We start from the raw sequence: 17,714 nt of genomic DNA on the forward strand, positions 1-17,714 counted from the left end.
GGACAGATCGTGTGCCCCCGCACACGGTCCGGCCATCCCCCGCCGGGGGGCGGTCGCCCGATGGGGGCAGAGGCGCCGGTCGGCCCGCCGTCACAGCATCGTCATGACCCACGACTCGCGCCCCACCGGGCGATGTGTGACGGTGGAGAACGGCCGTTTTCCGTGGTCAGCGAGCTGTGCAGGAGACGGCCGGGCTCACACCCGCCGCCGGCGCAGCCGACCGACCGGCACCGACGGGTCCCGGCGCCTGCGCCGTGCGACCCCGCAGAGGAGGAGACAGACCGGATGTGGGACTACGTCCTCGACCGGCGGGGCCAGATCGCCTTCCAGGCTTTCCAGCACGTGAGCCTGGTGGTGCAGTGCGTCGTGCTCGGCTCGCTCATCGCCCTGGCGCTGGCCGTGCTGGTCTACCGCAGCCCCCGGGCCACCGGGGTGGCCAACGGCTTCTCCGCGGTCGGGCTGACCATCCCCGCCTTCGCCCTGCTCGGGATCCTGCTGGCCCCCTTCGGGTTCGGCATCGCCCCCGCGGTGATCGCGGTGACCTTCTACGCGGCGCTCCCGGTGCTGCGCAACGCCGTCGTCGGCCTGGCCGGGGTCGACCCCGCGCTGATCGAGTCGGCGCGCGGCATGGGGATGAGCCGGCTGGCCACCCTGCTGCGCGTGGAGATCCCGCTGGCCTGGCCGGTGATCCTGGCCGGGGTCCGCGTCTCCACCCAGATGGTCATGGGCATCGCGGCCATCGCCGCCTACGTGCTCGGCCCGGGGCTCGGCGGCTTCATCTTCACCGGCCTCTCCCGGCTGGGCGGCGCGAACGCCCTGAACTCCGCACTCACCGGGACGATCGCCATCGTCGTCCTGGCCCTCGTCCTCGACCTGCTGCTCCTGCTGCTGGGTCGCCTCACCACCCCCAGGGGGATCCGTGTCTGAGACCTCGACCTCCGCCGGGACACCCGCCGGCGCCCCGACCGGCGCCACGGCCGCCCAGCCGGCGAGCGGCGGCCCGGTCCCCGGCGAGCGCCGGGTCAGCGGCGTCGCCATCCGGCTGGACGGCGTGACCAAGCGCTACCCGGGCCAGGACCAGCCCGCCGTCGACGGCGTCTCGCTGGACATCCCCGCCGGCGAGACGGTCATGTTCGTCGGCCCCTCGGGCTGCGGGAAGACCACCCTGCTGAAGATGATCAACCGGTTGATCGAGCCGTCGGGAGGCAGCATCCACCTCGGCGACGAGGACGTCACCCGGCAGGACCCCGATCAGCTGCGCCGCCGGATCGGCTACGTGATCCAGGCCGGTGGGCTCTTCCCGCACATGACCGTGGGCACGAACATCGGCATGGTGCCGCGGATGCTCGGCTGGGACAAGGAGCGGGTCACCGCGCGCATCGACGAGCTCCTGGAGCTGGTCGGGCTGGACCCGGAGGTCTACCGGGACCGCTACCCCAAGGAGCTCTCCGGCGGTCAGCAGCAGCGGGTCGGCGTCGCCCGCGCGCTGGCCGCGGACCCGCCGGTGCTGCTGATGGACGAGCCGTTCGGCGCGGTCGACCCGATCACCCGCCAGCGGCTGCAGGACGAGCTGCTGCGGATCCAGGAGGAGCTGGGCAAGACGATCGTCTTCGTCACCCACGACTTCGACGAGGCCGTGAAGCTCGGCGACAAGATCGTCGTCTTCGACGTCGGCGCCCGGATCGTCCAGTACGACACCCCCGAGGCGATCCTGGCCGAGCCGGCCGAGGAGTACGTCGCCGACTTCGTCGGCGCCGGCGCGACCCTCAAGCAGCTCACCCTCACCCGGGTGCACGAGCTCGACATGCGGCCGGTCACCACCGCCTCGGTGGGCGACGACGCCGCCGAGGCCGTGGCGCGGGCCCGGGCCGCCGGCGACGACTACGTCGTGGTGCTCGACCGCCGCGGCCGGCCGATCAGCTGGCCGACGCTGGCCGAGGTCAGCCGGATGACGCAGGTGCCGGCGACCGTCGACGAGCGGCTGCCGGTCGTCGGGCTCGGCTCGACGCTCAACGACGCGCTGGACACCATGCTCGCGGCCAGCCAGGGCGGCGCGGTGGTGGTCGGCCGGCAGAACAGCCTGGCCGGGATCGTCTCCATCGAGACGATCATGGAGCGCATCCAGCGCACCCGGAACGAGGTGAGCGGATGACCGCCCCCGAGCACCCGCACACCGCGCAGCGTCCCGACCCGCTGCTCCGTCCCGAGGCGGCGCAGAGCGCCACCCGCGACGCCGCCGCCCCGGAGCAGGCCCGCGGTGGCTGGCGGGCGCTGGCCGTGCAGCCGCTGCTGGTCCTGGTCGGCGTCGCGGCCTTCCTGCTGTGGCGGACCACCGCCACGCTCAGCGACACCGAGGCCCGGCAGCTGGGCGCCGCCACGCTGTGGGACAGCGTGCTGCGGCACCTGGCGCTCACGGTGGTCGCCGCGGCCATCGTGCTGGCCATCGCGATCCCGCTGGGCATCGCGCTGACCCGTCCCGCGCTGCGCCGCTTCACGCCGGTGGTGATCACCGTGGCCAACATCGGCCAGGCCGCCCCGGCGATCGGCCTGTTCGTCCTGCTGGCGATCTGGCTCGGCTTCGGCTTCTGGACGACGGTCGTGGCGCTGGTCGTCTACTCGGCGCTGCCGGTGCTGCGCAACACGATGGTCGGCATCCAGGGGGTCGACGCCCGGCTGGTCGAGGCCGGCCGGGGCATGGGCATGAGCGGCACCGCGGTGCTGCGGCGGGTCGAGCTGCCGCTGGCCGTCCCGGTCATGCTCGCCGGCGTCCGGACGGCGCTGGTGCTGCTGGTGGGCACCGCCACGCTGGCCACCTTCATCTCCGGCGGCGGTCTCGGTGTGCTGATCAACACCGGCATCACGCTGTCGAACAACGCGCTGTTGATCAGCGGCGGGGTGCTCGTCGGCCTGCTCGCGCTGGCCATCGACTGGCTGGGCCGGGTGGTCGAGCACGCGGCCCGACCGAAGGGACTCTGATGCGCACACCGATGAGGTCCGTGGCCGCGCTCGGGGCGGGGGCCCTGCTGCTCAGTGGCTGCGGGCTGCAGAGCGCCACCAGCTTCACACCCCCGGCCGAGCCGGGGGAGATCCAGCCCATCGCCGAGGTCGACGGCGCCCCGATCACCGTGGGCGCCAAGAACTTCACCGAGCAGCTGATCCTGGGCAAGATCGCGGTGATCGCGCTGCAGACGGCCGGTTTCGACGTCACCGACCGCAGCGGCATCCCGGGGGCGGCACCGGCCCGCGCGGCCATGCTCGAGGGCGAGACCGACATGCAGTGGGAGTACACCGGCACCGCCTGGATCAACTACCTGGGCATGGAGGAGGGCATCCCGGACCAGCAGGAGCAGTGGGAGGCGGTCCGGGAGGCCGACGCGGGGAACGGCATCACCTGGCTGCCGCCGGCGGAGGCCAACAACACCTACGCCTTCGCCGTCCGCAGCGAGGCGGTCGACGACCTCGGCGGGGTCTCCGCCCTCTCCGACATCGCCGAGCTGCCGGTGGAGGAGCGGACCTTCTGCGTCGAGTCCGAGTTCGCCACCCGGGTCGACGGGTTCGAGCCGATGCTGGAGGCCTACGACATCCCGCTGGGCGACCCGCAGGGCGTGCCCCGGGACAACGTGAGCATCCTGGACACCGGCGCCGTCTACACCGCGACCGACAACGGGGAGATCTGCAACTTCGGCGAGGTCTACACCACCGACGGCCGGATCGCGTCGCTGGACCTGACCGTGCTGGAGGACGACCGCAACTACTTCCCGGCGTACAACATCGCCCCGGAGGTGCTCACCGCGACGCTCGAGGAGTACCCGGAGATCGCCGACGTCTTCGCCGAGATCACCCCGCTGCTCACCGACGAGGTGCTGGTCGAGCTCAACGGCCGGGTCGACGTCGAGGGGGAGGACCCCGCCGAGGTGGCGCTGGACTGGATGGTCTCCGAAGGGCTCGTCGAGCGGGGCTGACGAGCGTGCCGGCCCGGGTCAGCCCCGGGCCAGCCGCTCCAGCCGGCCGACCAGGAACTCCACGGTGGCCGCGCTGTCGACGCCCTCGGCCACCGCGACGGCCGAGGGCGCCGTCGACGGGGCGCGGCGGTCGACCAGTGTCTGACCCCGCCCGGCGCCCGGGCCGGTGTCGACGACGACGTCCCGGCGCACCGTGGACAGCGTGCCCGGCGCGATCGCCTCGGTGAGCGCGAGCGCGTCGTGCACCACCACGCCGTCGGTGCCGTAGGCGTCCCGGGCGTGGTCCACGTACTGGCCCAGGATCGCCGCCGCCTGCGCGCCCACCGGCCCCGCGGCGGCGAACCGGGCGATGCCGGCCCCGGTCAGCACCGTGGGCAGGGTGACGTCCAGGCCCACCAGCACGGTGGGCAGCCCGGCCCCGAGGACGACGGCGGCCGCCTCCGGGTCGGCCCAGATGTTGAACTCCGCGGCGGCGGTGACGTTGCCGCCCCGGGCCGCCGAGCCGCCCATCAGCACCAGCCGGCCGATCCGGGCGGCGGCGTCGGGGTACACCGCCAGCAGCAGCGCGATGTTGGTCAGCGGCCCGATCGCGGCCACCGTGACCGGCGTGGGGCTGGCCAGCAGCTCCTCGGCCAGCGCCACCACCGCCGGCCGCGGGTCGACCGCCGCCGGTGAGGGCGGCAGCTCGACCCCACCCAGCCCGGCCTCGCCGTGCACGTGCCCGGCCCGCCGCGGCACCGGCACCACCAGCGGGCTGCGGGCGCCGGCGGCGACCGGGACGTCGGACCGGCCGGCCAGGTGGAGCACCCGCAGCGCGTTCTCCGTGGTCTGCGCCAGGCCCACGTTGCCGTGCACCGTGGTGACCAGCCGAAGGTCGACCTCCGGGCTGGCCAGCGCGAGGAGCACGGCCAGCGCGTCGTCGATCCCGGGGTCGGTGTCGATCACCAGCGGGACGGGGGTCATGCCCTGCTGCGGAGCGGAGTCGGTCACCCGCTCATCCCACCAGACGCACCCGACACGCCGGGACGGCGCGGTGGCCGCCGAGGTCACCGGCCGCCCTGCCGCGTCCACCGCCGTCCTGACCTGGGACTTCCCGCGCGGCTGTCGACAAGTGGTCGCGGTAGGGGACGGTGACCGACCGGTTCGCGGGTGCCCGGCAACGGTTCGGTCACGCGGCCGGACCGGAGCGTCTCGGGAGCCGGTCCGCACGCGCCGTCGTCCCTATCTTTCTCCTTGTCCGCGGCCCCTTCCCCGGCCGCGGCGACTACGTCACGGAGGACGACATGGACGACGCTCAGCTGGTCGGGACGGCCCGCCCGGCCGCCCTGACCGCAGCGCCGGCCACCGCCCGGAGCGCGACCCGGCACCTGACCGGCCACCCCGCTCGACGGCCCGACGCCGGCCCCCACCGGGCAGCGCAGGCCGCGTGCGACGAGTACGGGATGGGCGACCTGGCGGCCGGGCTGGCCGTCGGCCTGGCGGTGGGCGTCCTCGGGCTCCGGACCAGCGCCCACGACGAACCGGAGCCGCGAACCGCCCCGGTCCGCCGCGGACTGCTCACCCGGCCGCGGGCACTGGTGGAGCGGGCCGGCCGGTGGGGCGCCGGCCCGGACGGTGCGCACCTGGCCTGGAACCGGCCGCCGCAGCGGGTCTACCGGCTCACCGACGGCGCCGTGCGCCCGGTGCACCGCCCGGTCGCGGACCGGCCGGTCCCCGCGCCGACGGCGACCCCCCGGAGCAGGGTGCGGGTCGACCCCGAGCTGGAGGCGGCGATCGACTTCGCCACCGACTTCGGCACCGACCTGCTCACCACCCCGGTGCGGCTGGCGCGGCCGACGTCCCGGGCGACCGCCCCGCTGCGCGCGCTGACGGCCCGGGTGCGTGGCGCGGCCCGTGCCGCGGCGACGTGGGGCAGCGGCGAACACGGTGCGCACCTGGCGTGGAACCGCCCGCAGCCGCCGGTCGTCCGGCCGCTCGTCCTGACCCCGGAACGCTCGCCGGCGCTGCCCGCCGACTGGCGCCACCGGGCGCCGGAGGACGACGAGCCGACGCCGGACCGCGAGGCGCCGCGCAACCCGGGGCCATCGCCGCGCAGCGCGATCCGCCCGCGCGTCCTTAGGGTGGCCGGGTGTTCACCACGCGGCCGGAGCTCGCCGGCACCTTCGGCATGGTCGCCTCGACGCACTGGCTCGCCAGCGCCGCGGGCATGGCGACCCTCGAGGCCGGTGGGAACGCGTTCGATGCCGCGGTCGCTGCGGGTCTCACCCTGCACGTGGTCGAGCCGCACCTCAACGGCCCGGGGGGCGAGGTCCCGATCCTGTTCGCCCGGGGCCCGCGGGCAGCCGGAGGCGCGGGGGTCCCCACGGTGCTGTCCGGCCAGGGCGTAGCCCCGGCCGCGGCCACCACCCAGGCGTTCGCCGACCTCGGACTCGGGCTCGTGCCCGGAACGGGTCTGCTGGCCGCCACCGTGCCCGGCGCCGTCGGCGCCTGGCTCACGCTCCTGCGCGACCACGGCACCCTGCCGCTGGACGCCGTCCTCCGCTTCGCCATCGAGTACGCCGAGCACGGCCACCCGCTCCTCCCGCGGGTCGCCGCGACCGTCGCCTCGGTCTCCGAGCACTTCCGCACGCACTGGCCTACCTCGGCCGCCACCTGGCTCGCCCCCGACGGAGCACCTCCCACCGCCGGCCGCCTGTTCCGCAACCCGGTCCTCGCCTCGACCTACCGCCGACTGCTCGACGCAGCGCGCGGACCCTCCCGAGAGGCGCAGATCGACGCGGCACTGGCGTCCTGGTACACGGGTTTCGTCGCCGAGGCGATCGACGAGTTCTCCCGGTCCCCGGTCATGGACGACTCCGGTCGTCCGCACCGCGGGTTCCTCACCGGTGAGGACCTCGCCCGGTGGCAGCCGACGTACGAGCCGCCGGTCACCCTCGACTGGCGCGGGTGGACGCTCGCGAAGGCCGGGCCGTGGTCCCAGGGCCCGGCGTTGCTCCAGGCGCTCGCGATGCTGGACGGCGTCCTCCCGGCGGGGACCGCGGGGAGGTCCGCCTCCGTCTCCACGGACGCCGACACCGCCGAGGTGGTGCATGCCAGCGTCGAGGCGACGAAGCTGGCGATGGCCGACCGCGAGGCCTGGTACGGCGACGAGGAGAGCGTGCCGGTGGACGACCTGCTGTCGGTCGCCTACACCAGCGAACGGCGGGCGCTCATCGGCGACCGGGCCAGCACCGAGCTGCGGCCCGGTTCACCCGGTGGGCGCCCGCCGCGGCTGCCCGCCTTCGTCACCGACACCTCGGCGCGGGAGCGGCCCGCGGCGGCCACGATCGCCGGCGTCGGGGAGCCCACCGTCGACACGCGCGGCACGACCCGGGGCGACACCTGCCACATCGACGTCGTCGACCGCTGGGGCAACATCGTCTCGGCCACCCCGTCGGGTGGCTGGCTGCAGAGCTCGCCGGTCATCCCCTCGCTGGGCTTCCCGCTGGGCACCCGGGCGCAGATGTTCTGGCTGGAGCCGGGGCTGCCCAACTCGCTGGTGCCGGGCAAGCGCCCGCGGACCACCCTCACCCCGTCGCTGGCGTTGCGCGGCGGCGTGCCGACGCTGGCCTTCGGCACCCCCGGCGGCGACCAGCAGGAGCAGTGGCAGCTGTGCTTCTGGCTGGCCCACGTGCACGGCGGGCTGGACCTGCAGGCGGCCATCGACGCGCCGGCCTGGCACACCACCAGCTTCCCGTCGTCGTTCTTCCCGCGGGACATGACCCCCGGGGAGCTCGTCGTGGAGTCCCGGATCGGGGAGGGCGTGCTCGCCGACCTCCGCCGCCGCGGCCACACGGTCACCGTCGCCGACCCGTGGTCGCTGGGTCGGCTCTCGGCGGTCTCGATCGATCCGGAGACCGGCGTCCTCAAGGCAGCGGCCAACCCCCGCGGCATGCAGGGGTACGCGGTCGGCCGCTGAGCCCCGCCCCGGTGGGCGGGGCTCAGCGCGGGGCCTCCTCCTCGGCCAGCTCCTGCGGCACGACCGCGGCCAGCGCCCGGCGGATCGCCACCACGACGCTGCTGGCGGCGAACAGGTCGTCGTCGGTCCGCCGCCGGGCCTCCCGGAGGGCGTCGGCGAGCTGGTGCAGCGCGTCGTAGGCGGCCCGGGTCTCGTCCGGGTCGGCGGCGCTCGCCCCGCCGTCCACCGAGCGCAGCACCCCGGCCAGCCGGGCCAGCGCCGTCGAGGCCGGAGGCCGCAGCGCCGGGCCGAGCGTGACCCGCTCCCGGTCGGCCCGCTCGGTGTCGGCCAGCAGCTCGGTCAGCTCCTCCACCAGCAGGGCCAGCCGCTCCAGCGCCCGGGCCTGCGCGTACTGCCGGTTGGCGTCCTGCTGGTAGCGGCGGGCGCGGAAGTTGCCCCGGCGGGCCTCGTCGGCCTCCTGCACCGCAGTGCGCATCTGGGCCAGCACCGGGTCGATGGTGTGGGTGCGCTTCCGCCACTCCTCCTCGGTGGGCGGGTGCTCCTGCTGCAGGCCGTCGGCGAGGTCGTCGAGCTGGGCGGCCAGCACGTCGCGCAACCGGGCGAGCTGTTCCTGGGCCGGCGCCATCGGCAGCTGCGGGAGCACGGCGGTGACCACGATGCCGATCAGCGCGCCGAACATGATCAGCCCGACGTACCCGGCGACGTAGTTGAACGGATCGCGGTCGCCGAAGATCAGCACGAACAGCGCCGCGGTGGGCACCCAGCTCCGGGCGCTGCCCAGCCGGCGCCAGCCGGACAGCAGCACCCCGAGCCCGATGACGACGGAGATGCGGAGCAGGGTCGGCGCCGGGACCACCTGGGCGACCAGCGCGATCGCGGCGCCCATCGCCACCGCGGCGACGGTCTGGGACGACTCGCGGGCGGAACCGGTCAGGCTGGTGGTGGTGGCCAGCAGCGCACCCATCGGCGCGTAGTACGGGTAGTCGGCGGCCGGCCCGGGCAGCAGCTGCACCAGCGCCCAGGCGATGGCCGCCGCGACGGCGGCCTTGACGGCGAGTCCGGCCCGGGGGTGACGTGCCCAGGTCCGGGCCAGGGACCCGGGCCGGAGGCGGGGACGGTCGGGGAACTCCACCCCCGCCTTCCTGCCCCGATGGGACCGGGCAGAATCAGGCGACGGCACGGTGGCCACCCGCCCCCTGCCGGCGAGGGGGTGGAGGCCACCGAGGATGACGTCGCAGGAGCCGAACGGCACCCTCGGCAGCGAGACGGTCGCCGCCGCCGGCCCGCCCGGGCTGCGGCGGCTGACCGAGCTGGCCGCCAGCCTGCTGCGGGCGCCGTCGGCCGGGGTCGCGCTCGCCGGCGAGGTGCAGACGGTGGTGGGCACGGCCGGGCGCCCGGTCTGGCGGGTGGGCACCCAGCGCCGGCTCGACGACACCCTCGGCGGCACGGTCGTCGCCGCCCGGGCGCCCCGGGCCTACCCCGACGCCCGCACCGACCCGCGGGTGGCCGCGCTGCCGGCCGTGCGGGCCGGTGAGGTCGCCAGCTACCTCGGGGTCCCGCTGTTCGACGCCGGCGGTGCCGTGGTCGGGGTGCTGGCCGTGTTCGGGCCGGAGCCCCGGGAGTGGACGGCCGAGGAGGTGGCGCTGCTCGAGCGGCTGGCCCACCCGGTGGTCACCGAGCTGGAGCTCTCCGCGGTCACCGCCGAGCTGGAGACCGGCCGGGTGCGCTGGGACCTGGCGATCGACGCGGCCGGGATCGGCAGCTTCGACTGGGACCTGGCCGCCGGCCGGCTGGTGTGGGACGACCGGTCGCTGGCGATGTTCGGCTACGACCGGGACGACTTCACCGGCACGATCGACGCCTTCGTGGCGCGGGTGCACCCCGACGACGTCGAGCGTGTCCAGGGGGCGCTGCAGGCCGCCATCGACAGTTGCGGGCAGTACGACACGGAGTGCCGGGTGGTGCTCCCCTCCGGGCAGACCCGCTGGATCCGCGGGCGTGGCCGGGCGCTCGGCGACGAGCGGGGGGTGGCGGTCCGGCTGATCGGCGCCGCGCACGACACGACGGCCGACCGGGTGGCCGACGTGCGGGTCTCCCGGGTGCTGGAGTCGATGCCCTCGGCGTTCTTCTCGCTGTCCCGGGACTGGCGGTTCACCTACGTCAACGGGGAGGCGGAGCGGCTGCTGGGCCGCCCGCGGGACGAGCTGCTGGGGGGCGTCGTCTGGGAGCTGTTCCCCGACGCGGTCGGCAGCGACTTCGAGCTGCACTACCGCGCGGCCCTGCGGACCGGCGAGATGACGGTCTTCCAGGCGTACTACCCGCCTCCGCTGGACAGCTGGTACGAGGTGCGGGCCTGGCCGGACCCCGACGGCCTGGCGGTGTACTTCCTCGACGTCACCCAGCGTCGCCGCGCCGAGGAGGCCGCCCGGCGCCGGGAGGAGCGCCTGGCGCTGATCGCCCAGGTCTCCGACGCCCTGTCGGCGGCGCTGGTCGAACGCCGCAGCGCCCGGGCGGCGCTGCAGGAGCTGAGCCAGGCCGTCGTCCCGGGGCTGGGCGACTGGGCGATCGCCAGCCTGGTCGAGGAGGACGGTCGGCTGTACGACGTGGCCAGCTGGCACGTCGACCCCGACCTGCGCCCGGCCGCCGCGCGCTACGCCGAGCTGCGGCTCGCCGCGCTGGACTCCACCGCGCCGCTGGTGCAGGCCGTGCTCAGCGGTGGGGTGCGGGTCGTCCCCGACGTCGCCGCGGCGGTCGGCGACGGGCTGCCCGAGGGGGAGGTCCGTGACGTCTACCGGGAGCTCGACCCCGGCTCGGCGGTCACCCTGGCGCTGCGGGCCCGGGGCCGCGTGCTGGGCGCGATGAGCGTCTACCGCGCCCGCGGCCGGCAGCTGATGGACATCTGGGACCAGGAGACGCTGAGCGAGGTCGCCGACCGGGTGGCCCTGGCGCTGGACAGCGCGGCCCTGCAGGAGCAGGAGCGGCGGATGGCCGAGGACCTGCAGCGCAGCCTGCTCACCGCCCCCCCGGAGCCCGACCACGCCGAGATCGCCGTCCGGTACGTGCCGGCGGTGCGGGCGGCGCAGGTCGGCGGCGACTGGTACGACGCGTTCCTGCAGCCCGACGGGGCCACCGTCGTCGCGATCGGCGACGTCGTCGGCCACGACACCGTGGCCGCCGCGGCGATGGGCCAGCTGCGCAGCCTGCTGCGCGGCATCGCCTACAGCACCAGCGGCGGGCCGGCGCACGTGCTCGGCGACCTGGACCGGGCCATCGAGGGCCTGCAGGTGCACGCCCTGGCCACCGCGGCGGTCGCCCGGTTCGAGCAGACCCCCGAGGAGCGCGGGCGTGGGGAGACCCGGCTGCGCTGGTCCAGCGCCGGGCACCCCCCGCTGATGGTGCTGGCCCCCGACGGCGGGGTGCAGGTGCTGGCCACCGAGCGGGCCGACCTGATGCTGGGCGTGCACCCGACGGCCGCGCGCAAGGAGCAGGTGCTCACCCTGCCGTGGGGATCGACGGTGCTGCTCTACACCGACGGGCTGGTCGAGGGGCCGGGCCTGCCGCTGGACGACGGCGTCGCCCGGCTGTCCGGCCTGCTCGGTGAGCTGCGTGACCGCCCCCTCGCCGAGCTCTGCGACCAGCTGGTGGCGCGGATGCGACCCGGTGGGTCGGAGGACGACGTGGCGCTGGTGGCCGTGCGGTTGCACCCGGAGGACCGGCCGCGCCCACCGGAGGCCGGGCCGATGATCGTGCCGCGGGTGCTGCCGCCGGTCGGGTGAACCGGGGTACCGGCGCGGGGCGGTTCAGCCGCGGGGGAGCAGGGCCCAGACGCTCTTCTGGCCGTCGGCCAGGTGCCAGCCGTGGTCGTCGGCCATCTCGGCGATGAGGTAGAGGCCGAGGCCGCCCTGGCTCGGGTCGCGGCCGACGGCCGGCTGCGGCGGGCGGGTGGCCGCGGAGTCGCGCACCTCGATCAGCCACGCCCCCGGGGTCTGCTGCACGCGGGCGCGCACCCCACCGCCGCCGTGCCGCAGGGCGTTGGAGGCCATCTCGTCGAAGGCCAGGACGACGGCTTCGTCGAGCTCCTCGGCGCGGGCGTCGCCGCCGGACCGGGCGGCCAGGCCGCGGCGCAGTTCGGCGCGCACCCGGGGGAGCTCGGCGACCGTGGTGAGGTCCCAGGTCCAGCCGTCCGCAGCGGGTGGGGGCGGCGAGGAGGGCCACGCCAGGCGCGCCGTCTCGCCACTCACTCGGTCTCCTCGCGCTCCGACCGTCGGCTGCTCGACGGCGACCCACTGTCTTGGCTCGGCAGGACCCGACCAAACATCAAGCCGATGTGAACCATGTCTCAGCGGGGTGCTCGGGTGTGTCCGATCCGGTCCCGGGCGACGCTAGGGCACCGGTCGCCGGATCCCGAGGATGACTCCGCACGGATCGGTTCCGTAGTCACATCCGCCCCATCCACGTCAGTGCCCGGCTCCGCCGAGGTTGAGCAGCACCACGCCGACGACCACGAGCACCAGGCCGGCCACCTGCCACCCGGACAGCGGCTGGCCGAGCAGCGTCGCGCCGATCGCGGCGACCGCGGCGGTCCCCGCGCCCGACCAGATGGCGTAGGCGACGGCCACCGGGACGGTCTGCACCACCTGGGCCAGCAGCAGGAAGGAGAGCGCGTACCCGGCGAGCACGGCCACCGTGGGCAGCGGCACGGTGAACCCGGCGGTGCGGGGGAGCAACGAGGTCGCCGCCACCTCGCTGGCGATGGCGCAGGCGAGCAGCAGGTAGGGCACCCCCCGATCATGGCGGCGCCCCGGCTCCCTCAGCCCACCCGGGGTCGGCCCAGCGCGGCCAGGTACTCCCGGACGGCGGTCGGCTCGCGCATCACCGCGCCCATCACCGCCACCCCGTGCGCCCCCGCGGCGAGGCACCCGGTGACGTCTGCGGGGGTGATGCCGCCGAGCGCGTAGACCGGTGGCGCACCCGCCGCGAGCCGTGCGAGGCCGGGCAGCCCCAGGGCCGGTCCGTACCCGGGCTTGGACGCGGTGGGGTTGACCGGGGAGACGAAGACCCAGTCGCAGCCCTCGGCGGCGGCCTGCGCCACCTCCACCGCGTCGTGGCAGGACCGCCCGACCAGCGCCGGCCGGGGGCCGGGGAACGCGTCCCGCGCGGCCAGGTGGACGGCGTCCCCCGGGCCGGGGCCGGCGGTGACCAGCAGCCCGCCGACGGGCGCGAGCAGCGCGGCCAGCTCGCCGGCCAGCCGCTCCCGCTCGGGCGCGGGCAGGTCCTTCTCCCGCAGCACGACCGCCCGGGCACCGGCCGCGACGGCGGCGGCGACGGCGCCGACCAGCGACCCGGCGCACTGGGCACGGTCGGTGAGCACCAGCAGCCGGGGCAGCGACGTCACCGGTGGGGCCTCACAGCTCGGGGAGGCCGGCCATCGGGGTGGAGGCCTCGGCGTGCCAGCGGCGGGGGATCCGGCCGGCGGTGCGGGCCAGCCGGCCGCCCTCCACGGCCTGGCGCATCGCCAGCGCCATCCGCTCCGGGTGCCGGGCCCGGGTGACCGCGGAGGCGAGCAGGACCGCGTCGCAGCCCAGCTCCATGGCGAGCGCGGCGTCGGAGGCGGTGCCGATCCCGGCGTCGAGCACCACCGGGACGTCGACCGCTTCGCGCAGCAGCGCGATGTTGTGCGGGTTGCGGATGCCCAGCCCGCTGCCGATCGGGGAGCCCAGCGGCATCACCGCGGCGCAGCCGGTGTCGGCCAGCCGGCGGCCGAGCACCGGGTCGTCGGTGGTGTAGGCGAGCACCCGGAAGCCGTCGGCGACCAGCTGCTCGGCGGCGTCGAGCAGCTCGACGGCATCGGGCAGCAGGGTGTGCTCGTCGCCGATGACCTCCAGCTTGACCCAGTCGGTGCCGAACGCCTCCCGGGCCAGCTGGGCGGTGAGCACCGCCTCGCGGGCGGTGAAGCAGCCGGCGGTGTTGGGCAGCAGCCGGACGCCGCAGCGCTCGAGCACCTGCAGCATCGCGCCGCTGGCGGAGGCCTCCACCCGGCGCAGGGCGATCGTCACCAGCTGGGTGCCCGAGGCCCGGATGGCCCGCTCGAGCACCTCCAGGCTGGGGACGCCCCCGGTGCCCAGCAGCAGCCGGGAGCGGAAGGTCTCCCCGGCGATGGTGAAGGTGTCGCCGGACTCCTCGGCGGCCAGCGCCGCGCCCAGCTCCTCGGGGTCCAGGTCCTCGGCGGTGCCCATGGTCAGCCTCCTGCGGTCGGGGCGAGCACCTCGACGGTGTCGCCGGCGGTGAGGGGCGTCGTCGGCCAGCTGCTGCGCGGGACGACGTCGCCGTTGCGGGCGACGGCCACCCGGTCGTGGCCCGCGGCGCGCTGCGCCACCAGATCGGCGACGGTGGCGCCGTCGGGCAGCTCGGCGGGGGCGCCGTTGACGGTGAGGGTGATCATGCGGTCCTCCCGAACCGGTCGACGGTGAAGGACGAGGCGATCGCCGGCAGCTGCCCCGTGGTCAGCTGTTCGGCGATCACCTCGCCGGTCACGGGGGTGAGCAGGGCGCCGTTGCGGTGGTGTCCGGTGGCCAGCACCAGCCCGGGCAGCGACGTGGCGCCCAGCAGCGGTGCGTTGTCGGCGGTGCCGGGGCGCCAACGGGCCAGCGTCTCGGTGAGCTCCAGCTCGGCCACCTCCGGCACGACCTCGATGGCGTCGTGCAGCAGGTCGTGCACGCCGCCGGCGGTGACCCGGGCGTCGAAGCCGAGGTCCTCGACGGTGGCGCCGACGATCAGCCGGCCGTCGCCGTGGGGCACCAGGTAGACGTGCCGGCCGCGGACCAGCGCCCGCACCGTGCCGCCCAGCAGCCCGGACGCGCCGGCCAGCCGCAGGATCTGGCCCTTCACCGGCCGCACCGGCAGCGGCGGCGTGCCGGGCAGGCTCCCGCTGTGCGCGCCCAGGGCGAGCACGACGGTGCCGGCGGTGAGCTCCCCGCCGCCGGCCAGCGCGACGCCGGTGGCCCGGCCCGAGGTGACGGTGAGCTGCGCCGCCCGGTCGCGCACCAGCTGCACCCCGGCGGCGGTGCAGGCGGCCAGCAGGGCGGCGTGCAGCGCGCGCCCGTCCACGGAGTGGTCGCCGGAGACGGCCAGCCCGCCGCGGACCCGGGGGGTGAGCGCGGGCTCGCGCCGGCGGGTGGCCCGGGGGGTGAGCCGCTCGGCGTCCAGGCCGAGCTCGGTCTGGAAGGCGTGCAGCTCGTCGAGCTGGCGGACGTCGTCGGCGTCGAACCCGACGACCAGCGTGCCGACGGTGCGCAGCTCCACCGGCAGGCCGCTGGCCTGCTCGAGCTCGGCGACGAAGGCGGGGTAGCGCTGCAGCGACGCCAGGCACAGCCGCAGCAGCGCCTCCTCGCCGTAGGACGCCTCGGTGACCGGGGCGAGCATCCCCGCAGCCGCGGCCGAGGAGCCGGCGCCGGGGGCGTCGTCCACGACGGTCACCGACAGCCCGCGCTGGGCGGCCCGCCAGGCCACCGACAGGCCGATCAGCCCGCCCCCGGCGACGACGACGTCGGTGCTCACCGGCCGCCGCCCCCCGCCTGGTCCAGCGCGGCGAGCAGCTCCCGGGTGGCGGCGGCCGGGTCGGCGGCGGCGGAGACCGCGCCCACGACGGCGACCCCGGCGGCGCCGGCGGCCAGCAGCTCCGGCACCCGTGCGGTGGTCACCCCGCCGATGGCGATCACCGGGACGTCGACCGCGGCGGCGACCGCGGCGATGCCGGCCGGGCCGAGCGCGTCGGGCAGACCGGTCTTGGTGGTGGTGGGCCAGGCGGGGCCGACACCGAGGTAGTCGGCGCCCTCGGCGACCAGCTGCCGGGCCAGCTCCGGGTCGCGGCAGGTGCCGCCGAGCAGGTGCCCCGGCCCGGCGACCCGGCGGGCGGCGGCCAGCGGCAGGTCGCCGGCGCCCAGGTGGGTGCCGTGGGCGCCGACGGCCAGGGCGACGTCGACCCGGTCGTTGACCAGGCAGGTCGCCCCGGCCGGGGCGCAGACGGCGACGACGGCGCGGGCGAACTCGTACAGCTCCCGGTCGGTGCCGCCCTTGGCGCGGACCTGCACGACCGGTGCCCCGGCGGCGACGGCGGCCTCGACCGAGGCCAGCGCCGCCGCCCCACCGCGGGCGTCGGTGAGCACGTGCAGCCGCCCCAGGGTCACGACCGGCGTCCCCGCACCAGCGCCGGGGCCCGCACGACCAGGGTGAGCAGCACGGCCACCGCCAGGCTGACCAGCGACGCCGACCAGCCGTTGGCCGGGTCGATGCCGAGGTCGGTCTGCCGCTCGGTCCACCACGTCGTCCAGCCCGCTCCCGGCCCGGCGAAGTAGGTGGGCAGGGTCAGCTGGTAGGCGATGAAGCCGGCCACCCACGGCAGCAGCAGCTCCAGGCGGGCCGGCGCGGTGTCGGAGGTGTTCCAGGCGCCGCGGGGCAGCAGCCAGTAGGCCACCAGGAACACCCCGGCCAGCGGCACGAACACCGCGCCGATCAGGAAGAGGAACGGCTCGTAGGCGGCGATGTCGAAGGTCAGCGCCAGCAGGGTGGCCACCGCGCCGACGACCAGGACCAGCACCCGCCGGTCGGCCCGGGCGACGACGTTCTGCGCGGAGACCGCGGTCGAGTAGAGGTTCGCGAACGCCTCGTCCAGCTCGACGACCACCAGCAGCAGCACCGCCAGCGCGCCCAGCGGCACCACCAGCAGCGCGTCGATGACGTCCAGCCCGGCGCTGCCGTAGGCGGCCAGCGCGAGCACGCCGAGGGTGAACATGACGACCGTGGCGATGCCGTAGCCCAGGCCCGCGCCGAGGCCGGCGGCCCGGCTGCTGCGCACGTGCCGGGTGTAGTCGGCGGCCAGCGGGATCCAGGAGACCGGCAGCGCGATGACGATGTCCGCGGCGGTCCAGAAGGTGGTGGCGTTGCCCGTGGTGAGCTCGGGCAGCGGCTCGCGGAGCACCTGCACGTACAGGTAGACCAGCGCGGCCAGCGCCGCCCACACCGCGTAGCGGGCCAGCACCCGGACGACGCCCAGCGGTCGCAGCGCCATCGCGGTGGCCAGCACCCCGGCGCCGAGGACGAACGGCCAGCGCGGGGCGTCGAGCACCCGGGACGCGGCCTCGGCGATGATCACGATCTCGAAGGTGGCCCAGCCGATGCACTGCACGAGGTTCAGCGCGGTGGGCAGGTAGCTGCTGTGCCGGCCGAGGAGGCCGCGCAGCAGCACCATCGCCGGCACCTGCTCGCGGGCGCCGGCCGCGGCGGTGGCGCCCAGCAGCGCCGCGCCGATCAGGGCGCCGACGACGATGGCGCCGATCGTCACCCACAGCGAGCGGCCGGGCATGACCACGTAGACCGCGGCGACCGGCAGCAGCAGGCTGATGCCGAGGTTGCCCCACAGGCCCAGCGAGTCGCGGAAGCCGAGGGTGCGGGGTGGCGGCTCGGTGAGGGTGAGGGGGGCGTCCCCGGCCATGGGGGACGGACGGGTGGGGGTGCTCATCAGGTATCGCTCCCTACGCCGGCATTACCCGGTCAGGTTCCAGCGGTCGGCGACGCTCCGTCGCCCTCTCAGCCCGGTTCCGCCCGAGCTCCCGCACATGGCATCGGCCATGACGCAAGCCACAGTAGGCCACCGGGGTCCACCGGCAGACCGCCGGGGAACCCCGCCGGCCGGAACCCGGCTCCCGGCCTTCTTCGCCAAAGTGGCCACTTTGGCGAAGAGGGGGTCTGGGCAGGCGCGGCTGAGCCGGATCGGGCGCGGCTGGGGTCGTGCCGGC

General features: G+C 76.0%; 16 protein-coding genes and 1 riboswitch. Of the genes, 6 read left to right on the forward strand and 10 right to left on the reverse strand.

Features of this window, described 5'->3' with window-relative positions; genetic code table 11:
* Positions 1–285 precede the first annotated feature (285 nt).
* The 4 genes from ACI79U_RS17980 to ACI79U_RS17995 are packed head-to-tail and all read left to right on the forward strand — an operon-like array spanning position 286 to position 3,962.
* On the forward strand, positions 286–927 hold the full coding sequence (locus ACI79U_RS17980; RefSeq protein WP_457068615.1) for an ABC transporter permease: 642 nt from the start codon (positions 286–288) through the stop codon (positions 925–927).
* Positions 920–2,152, forward strand: a complete 1,233-nt coding sequence (locus tag ACI79U_RS17985; protein WP_457068613.1) for an ATP-binding cassette domain-containing protein — start codon at positions 920–922, stop codon at positions 2,150–2,152. The genes ACI79U_RS17980 and ACI79U_RS17985 overlap by 8 nt, the downstream gene beginning before the upstream one ends.
* Positions 2,149–2,976: an ABC transporter permease gene (locus tag ACI79U_RS17990; RefSeq protein ID WP_457068611.1), complete on the forward strand. Its 828-nt coding sequence runs from the start codon at positions 2,149–2,151 to the stop codon at positions 2,974–2,976. The genes ACI79U_RS17985 and ACI79U_RS17990 overlap by 4 nt, the downstream gene beginning before the upstream one ends.
* Positions 2,976–3,962 (forward strand): glycine betaine ABC transporter substrate-binding protein, encoded by a 987-nt coding sequence (locus ACI79U_RS17995; protein WP_457068609.1) that lies wholly within the window; start codon positions 2,976–2,978, stop codon positions 3,960–3,962. Before ACI79U_RS17990 ends, ACI79U_RS17995 begins: the two co-directional genes overlap by 1 nt.
* Before the next feature lie 18 nt (positions 3,963–3,980).
* On the opposite strand, the gene ACI79U_RS18000 is transcribed toward ACI79U_RS17995, so the two are convergent.
* A complete protein-coding gene (locus ACI79U_RS18000; RefSeq protein ID WP_457068607.1) occupies positions 3,981–4,952 on the reverse strand; it encodes a nucleoside hydrolase in 972 nt (323 codons plus the stop codon).
* A gap of 1,138 nt (positions 4,953–6,090) precedes the next feature.
* Between ACI79U_RS18000 and ACI79U_RS18005 the strand changes: the two genes are divergently transcribed.
* On the forward strand, positions 6,091–7,920 hold the full coding sequence (locus ACI79U_RS18005; protein WP_457068605.1) for a gamma-glutamyltransferase family protein: 1,830 nt from the start codon (positions 6,091–6,093) through the stop codon (positions 7,918–7,920).
* Between the two features lie 22 nt (positions 7,921–7,942).
* On the opposite strand, the gene ACI79U_RS18010 is transcribed toward ACI79U_RS18005, so the two are convergent.
* Positions 7,943–9,052 (reverse strand): hypothetical protein, encoded by a 1,110-nt coding sequence (locus ACI79U_RS18010; protein ID WP_457068603.1) that lies wholly within the window; start codon positions 9,050–9,052, stop codon positions 7,943–7,945.
* Positions 9,053–9,146: 94 nt separating this feature from the next.
* Here ACI79U_RS18010 and ACI79U_RS18015 point away from each other — a divergent pair, with 94 nt between their 5' ends.
* Positions 9,147–11,696 (forward strand): SpoIIE family protein phosphatase, encoded by a 2,550-nt coding sequence (locus ACI79U_RS18015; protein ID WP_457068601.1) that lies wholly within the window; start codon positions 9,147–9,149, stop codon positions 11,694–11,696.
* 24 nt (positions 11,697–11,720) lie between these two features.
* Here the strand turns inward: ACI79U_RS18015 and ACI79U_RS18020 are convergent, their stop codons facing one another.
* The 8 genes from ACI79U_RS18020 to ACI79U_RS18055 form a co-directional block, all read right to left on the reverse strand.
* The gene (locus tag ACI79U_RS18020) at positions 11,721–12,161 is read right to left on the reverse strand and encodes an ATP-binding protein (RefSeq protein WP_457068599.1); all 441 of its coding nucleotides are present in this window, start codon (positions 12,159–12,161) and stop codon (positions 11,721–11,723) included.
* A gap of 216 nt (positions 12,162–12,377) precedes the next feature.
* Positions 12,378–12,701 (reverse strand): DMT family transporter, encoded by a 324-nt coding sequence (locus ACI79U_RS18025; protein ID WP_457068597.1) that lies wholly within the window; start codon positions 12,699–12,701, stop codon positions 12,378–12,380.
* Positions 12,702–12,730: 29 nt separating this feature from the next.
* Positions 12,731–13,315, reverse strand: a complete 585-nt coding sequence (locus tag ACI79U_RS18030; RefSeq protein ID WP_457068595.1) for a thiamine phosphate synthase — start codon at positions 13,313–13,315, stop codon at positions 12,731–12,733.
* A gap of 10 nt (positions 13,316–13,325) precedes the next feature.
* Positions 13,326–14,156 (reverse strand): thiazole synthase, encoded by an 831-nt coding sequence (locus ACI79U_RS18035; RefSeq protein WP_457068593.1) that lies wholly within the window; start codon positions 14,154–14,156, stop codon positions 13,326–13,328.
* A gap of 2 nt (positions 14,157–14,158) precedes the next feature.
* Complete coding sequence (gene thiS / locus ACI79U_RS18040) at positions 14,159–14,362, reverse strand: sulfur carrier protein ThiS (RefSeq protein ID WP_457068591.1); 204 nt, start codon at positions 14,360–14,362, stop codon at positions 14,159–14,161.
* Positions 14,359–15,477, reverse strand: a complete 1,119-nt coding sequence (thiO, locus tag ACI79U_RS18045) for a glycine oxidase ThiO (RefSeq protein ID WP_457068589.1) — start codon at positions 15,475–15,477, stop codon at positions 14,359–14,361. Before thiO ends, thiS begins: the two co-directional genes overlap by 4 nt.
* Positions 15,474–16,106: a thiamine phosphate synthase gene (thiE, locus tag ACI79U_RS18050; protein WP_457068587.1), complete on the reverse strand. Its 633-nt coding sequence runs from the start codon at positions 16,104–16,106 to the stop codon at positions 15,474–15,476. Before thiE ends, thiO begins: the two co-directional genes overlap by 4 nt.
* Complete coding sequence (locus ACI79U_RS18055) at positions 16,103–17,437, reverse strand: purine-cytosine permease family protein (protein WP_457068585.1); 1,335 nt, start codon at positions 17,435–17,437, stop codon at positions 16,103–16,105. The genes thiE and ACI79U_RS18055 overlap by 4 nt, the downstream gene beginning before the upstream one ends.
* Positions 17,431–17,542, reverse strand: a riboswitch (TPP riboswitch). (Overlaps the previous gene by 7 nt.)
* Positions 17,543–17,714: the final 172 nt, after the last annotated feature.

The organism is Modestobacter sp. SYSU DS0904 (assembly GCF_054051115.1).

Excerpts from the sequence above, each read along its gene's own strand:
- ACI79U_RS18055 (WP_457068585.1), bottom strand. The coding sequence starts at position 17,437 with ATGAGCACCCCCACCCGTCCGTCCCCCATGGCCGGGGACGCCCCCCTC.
- ACI79U_RS18035 (WP_457068593.1), bottom strand. The coding sequence starts at position 14,156 with ATGGGCACCGCCGAGGACCTGGACCCCGAGGAGCTGGGCGCGGCGCTG.
- thiS (WP_457068591.1), bottom strand. The coding sequence starts at position 14,362 with ATGATCACCCTCACCGTCAACGGCGCCCCCGCCGAGCTGCCCGACGGC.
- ACI79U_RS18015 (WP_457068601.1), top strand. The coding sequence starts at position 9,147 with ATGACGTCGCAGGAGCCGAACGGCACCCTCGGCAGCGAGACGGTCGCC.
- ACI79U_RS17990 (WP_457068611.1), top strand. The coding sequence starts at position 2,149 with ATGACCGCCCCCGAGCACCCGCACACCGCGCAGCGTCCCGACCCGCTG.
- ACI79U_RS17995 (WP_457068609.1), top strand. The coding sequence starts at position 2,976 with ATGCGCACACCGATGAGGTCCGTGGCCGCGCTCGGGGCGGGGGCCCTG.
- ACI79U_RS17980 (WP_457068615.1), top strand. The coding sequence starts at position 286 with ATGTGGGACTACGTCCTCGACCGGCGGGGCCAGATCGCCTTCCAGGCT.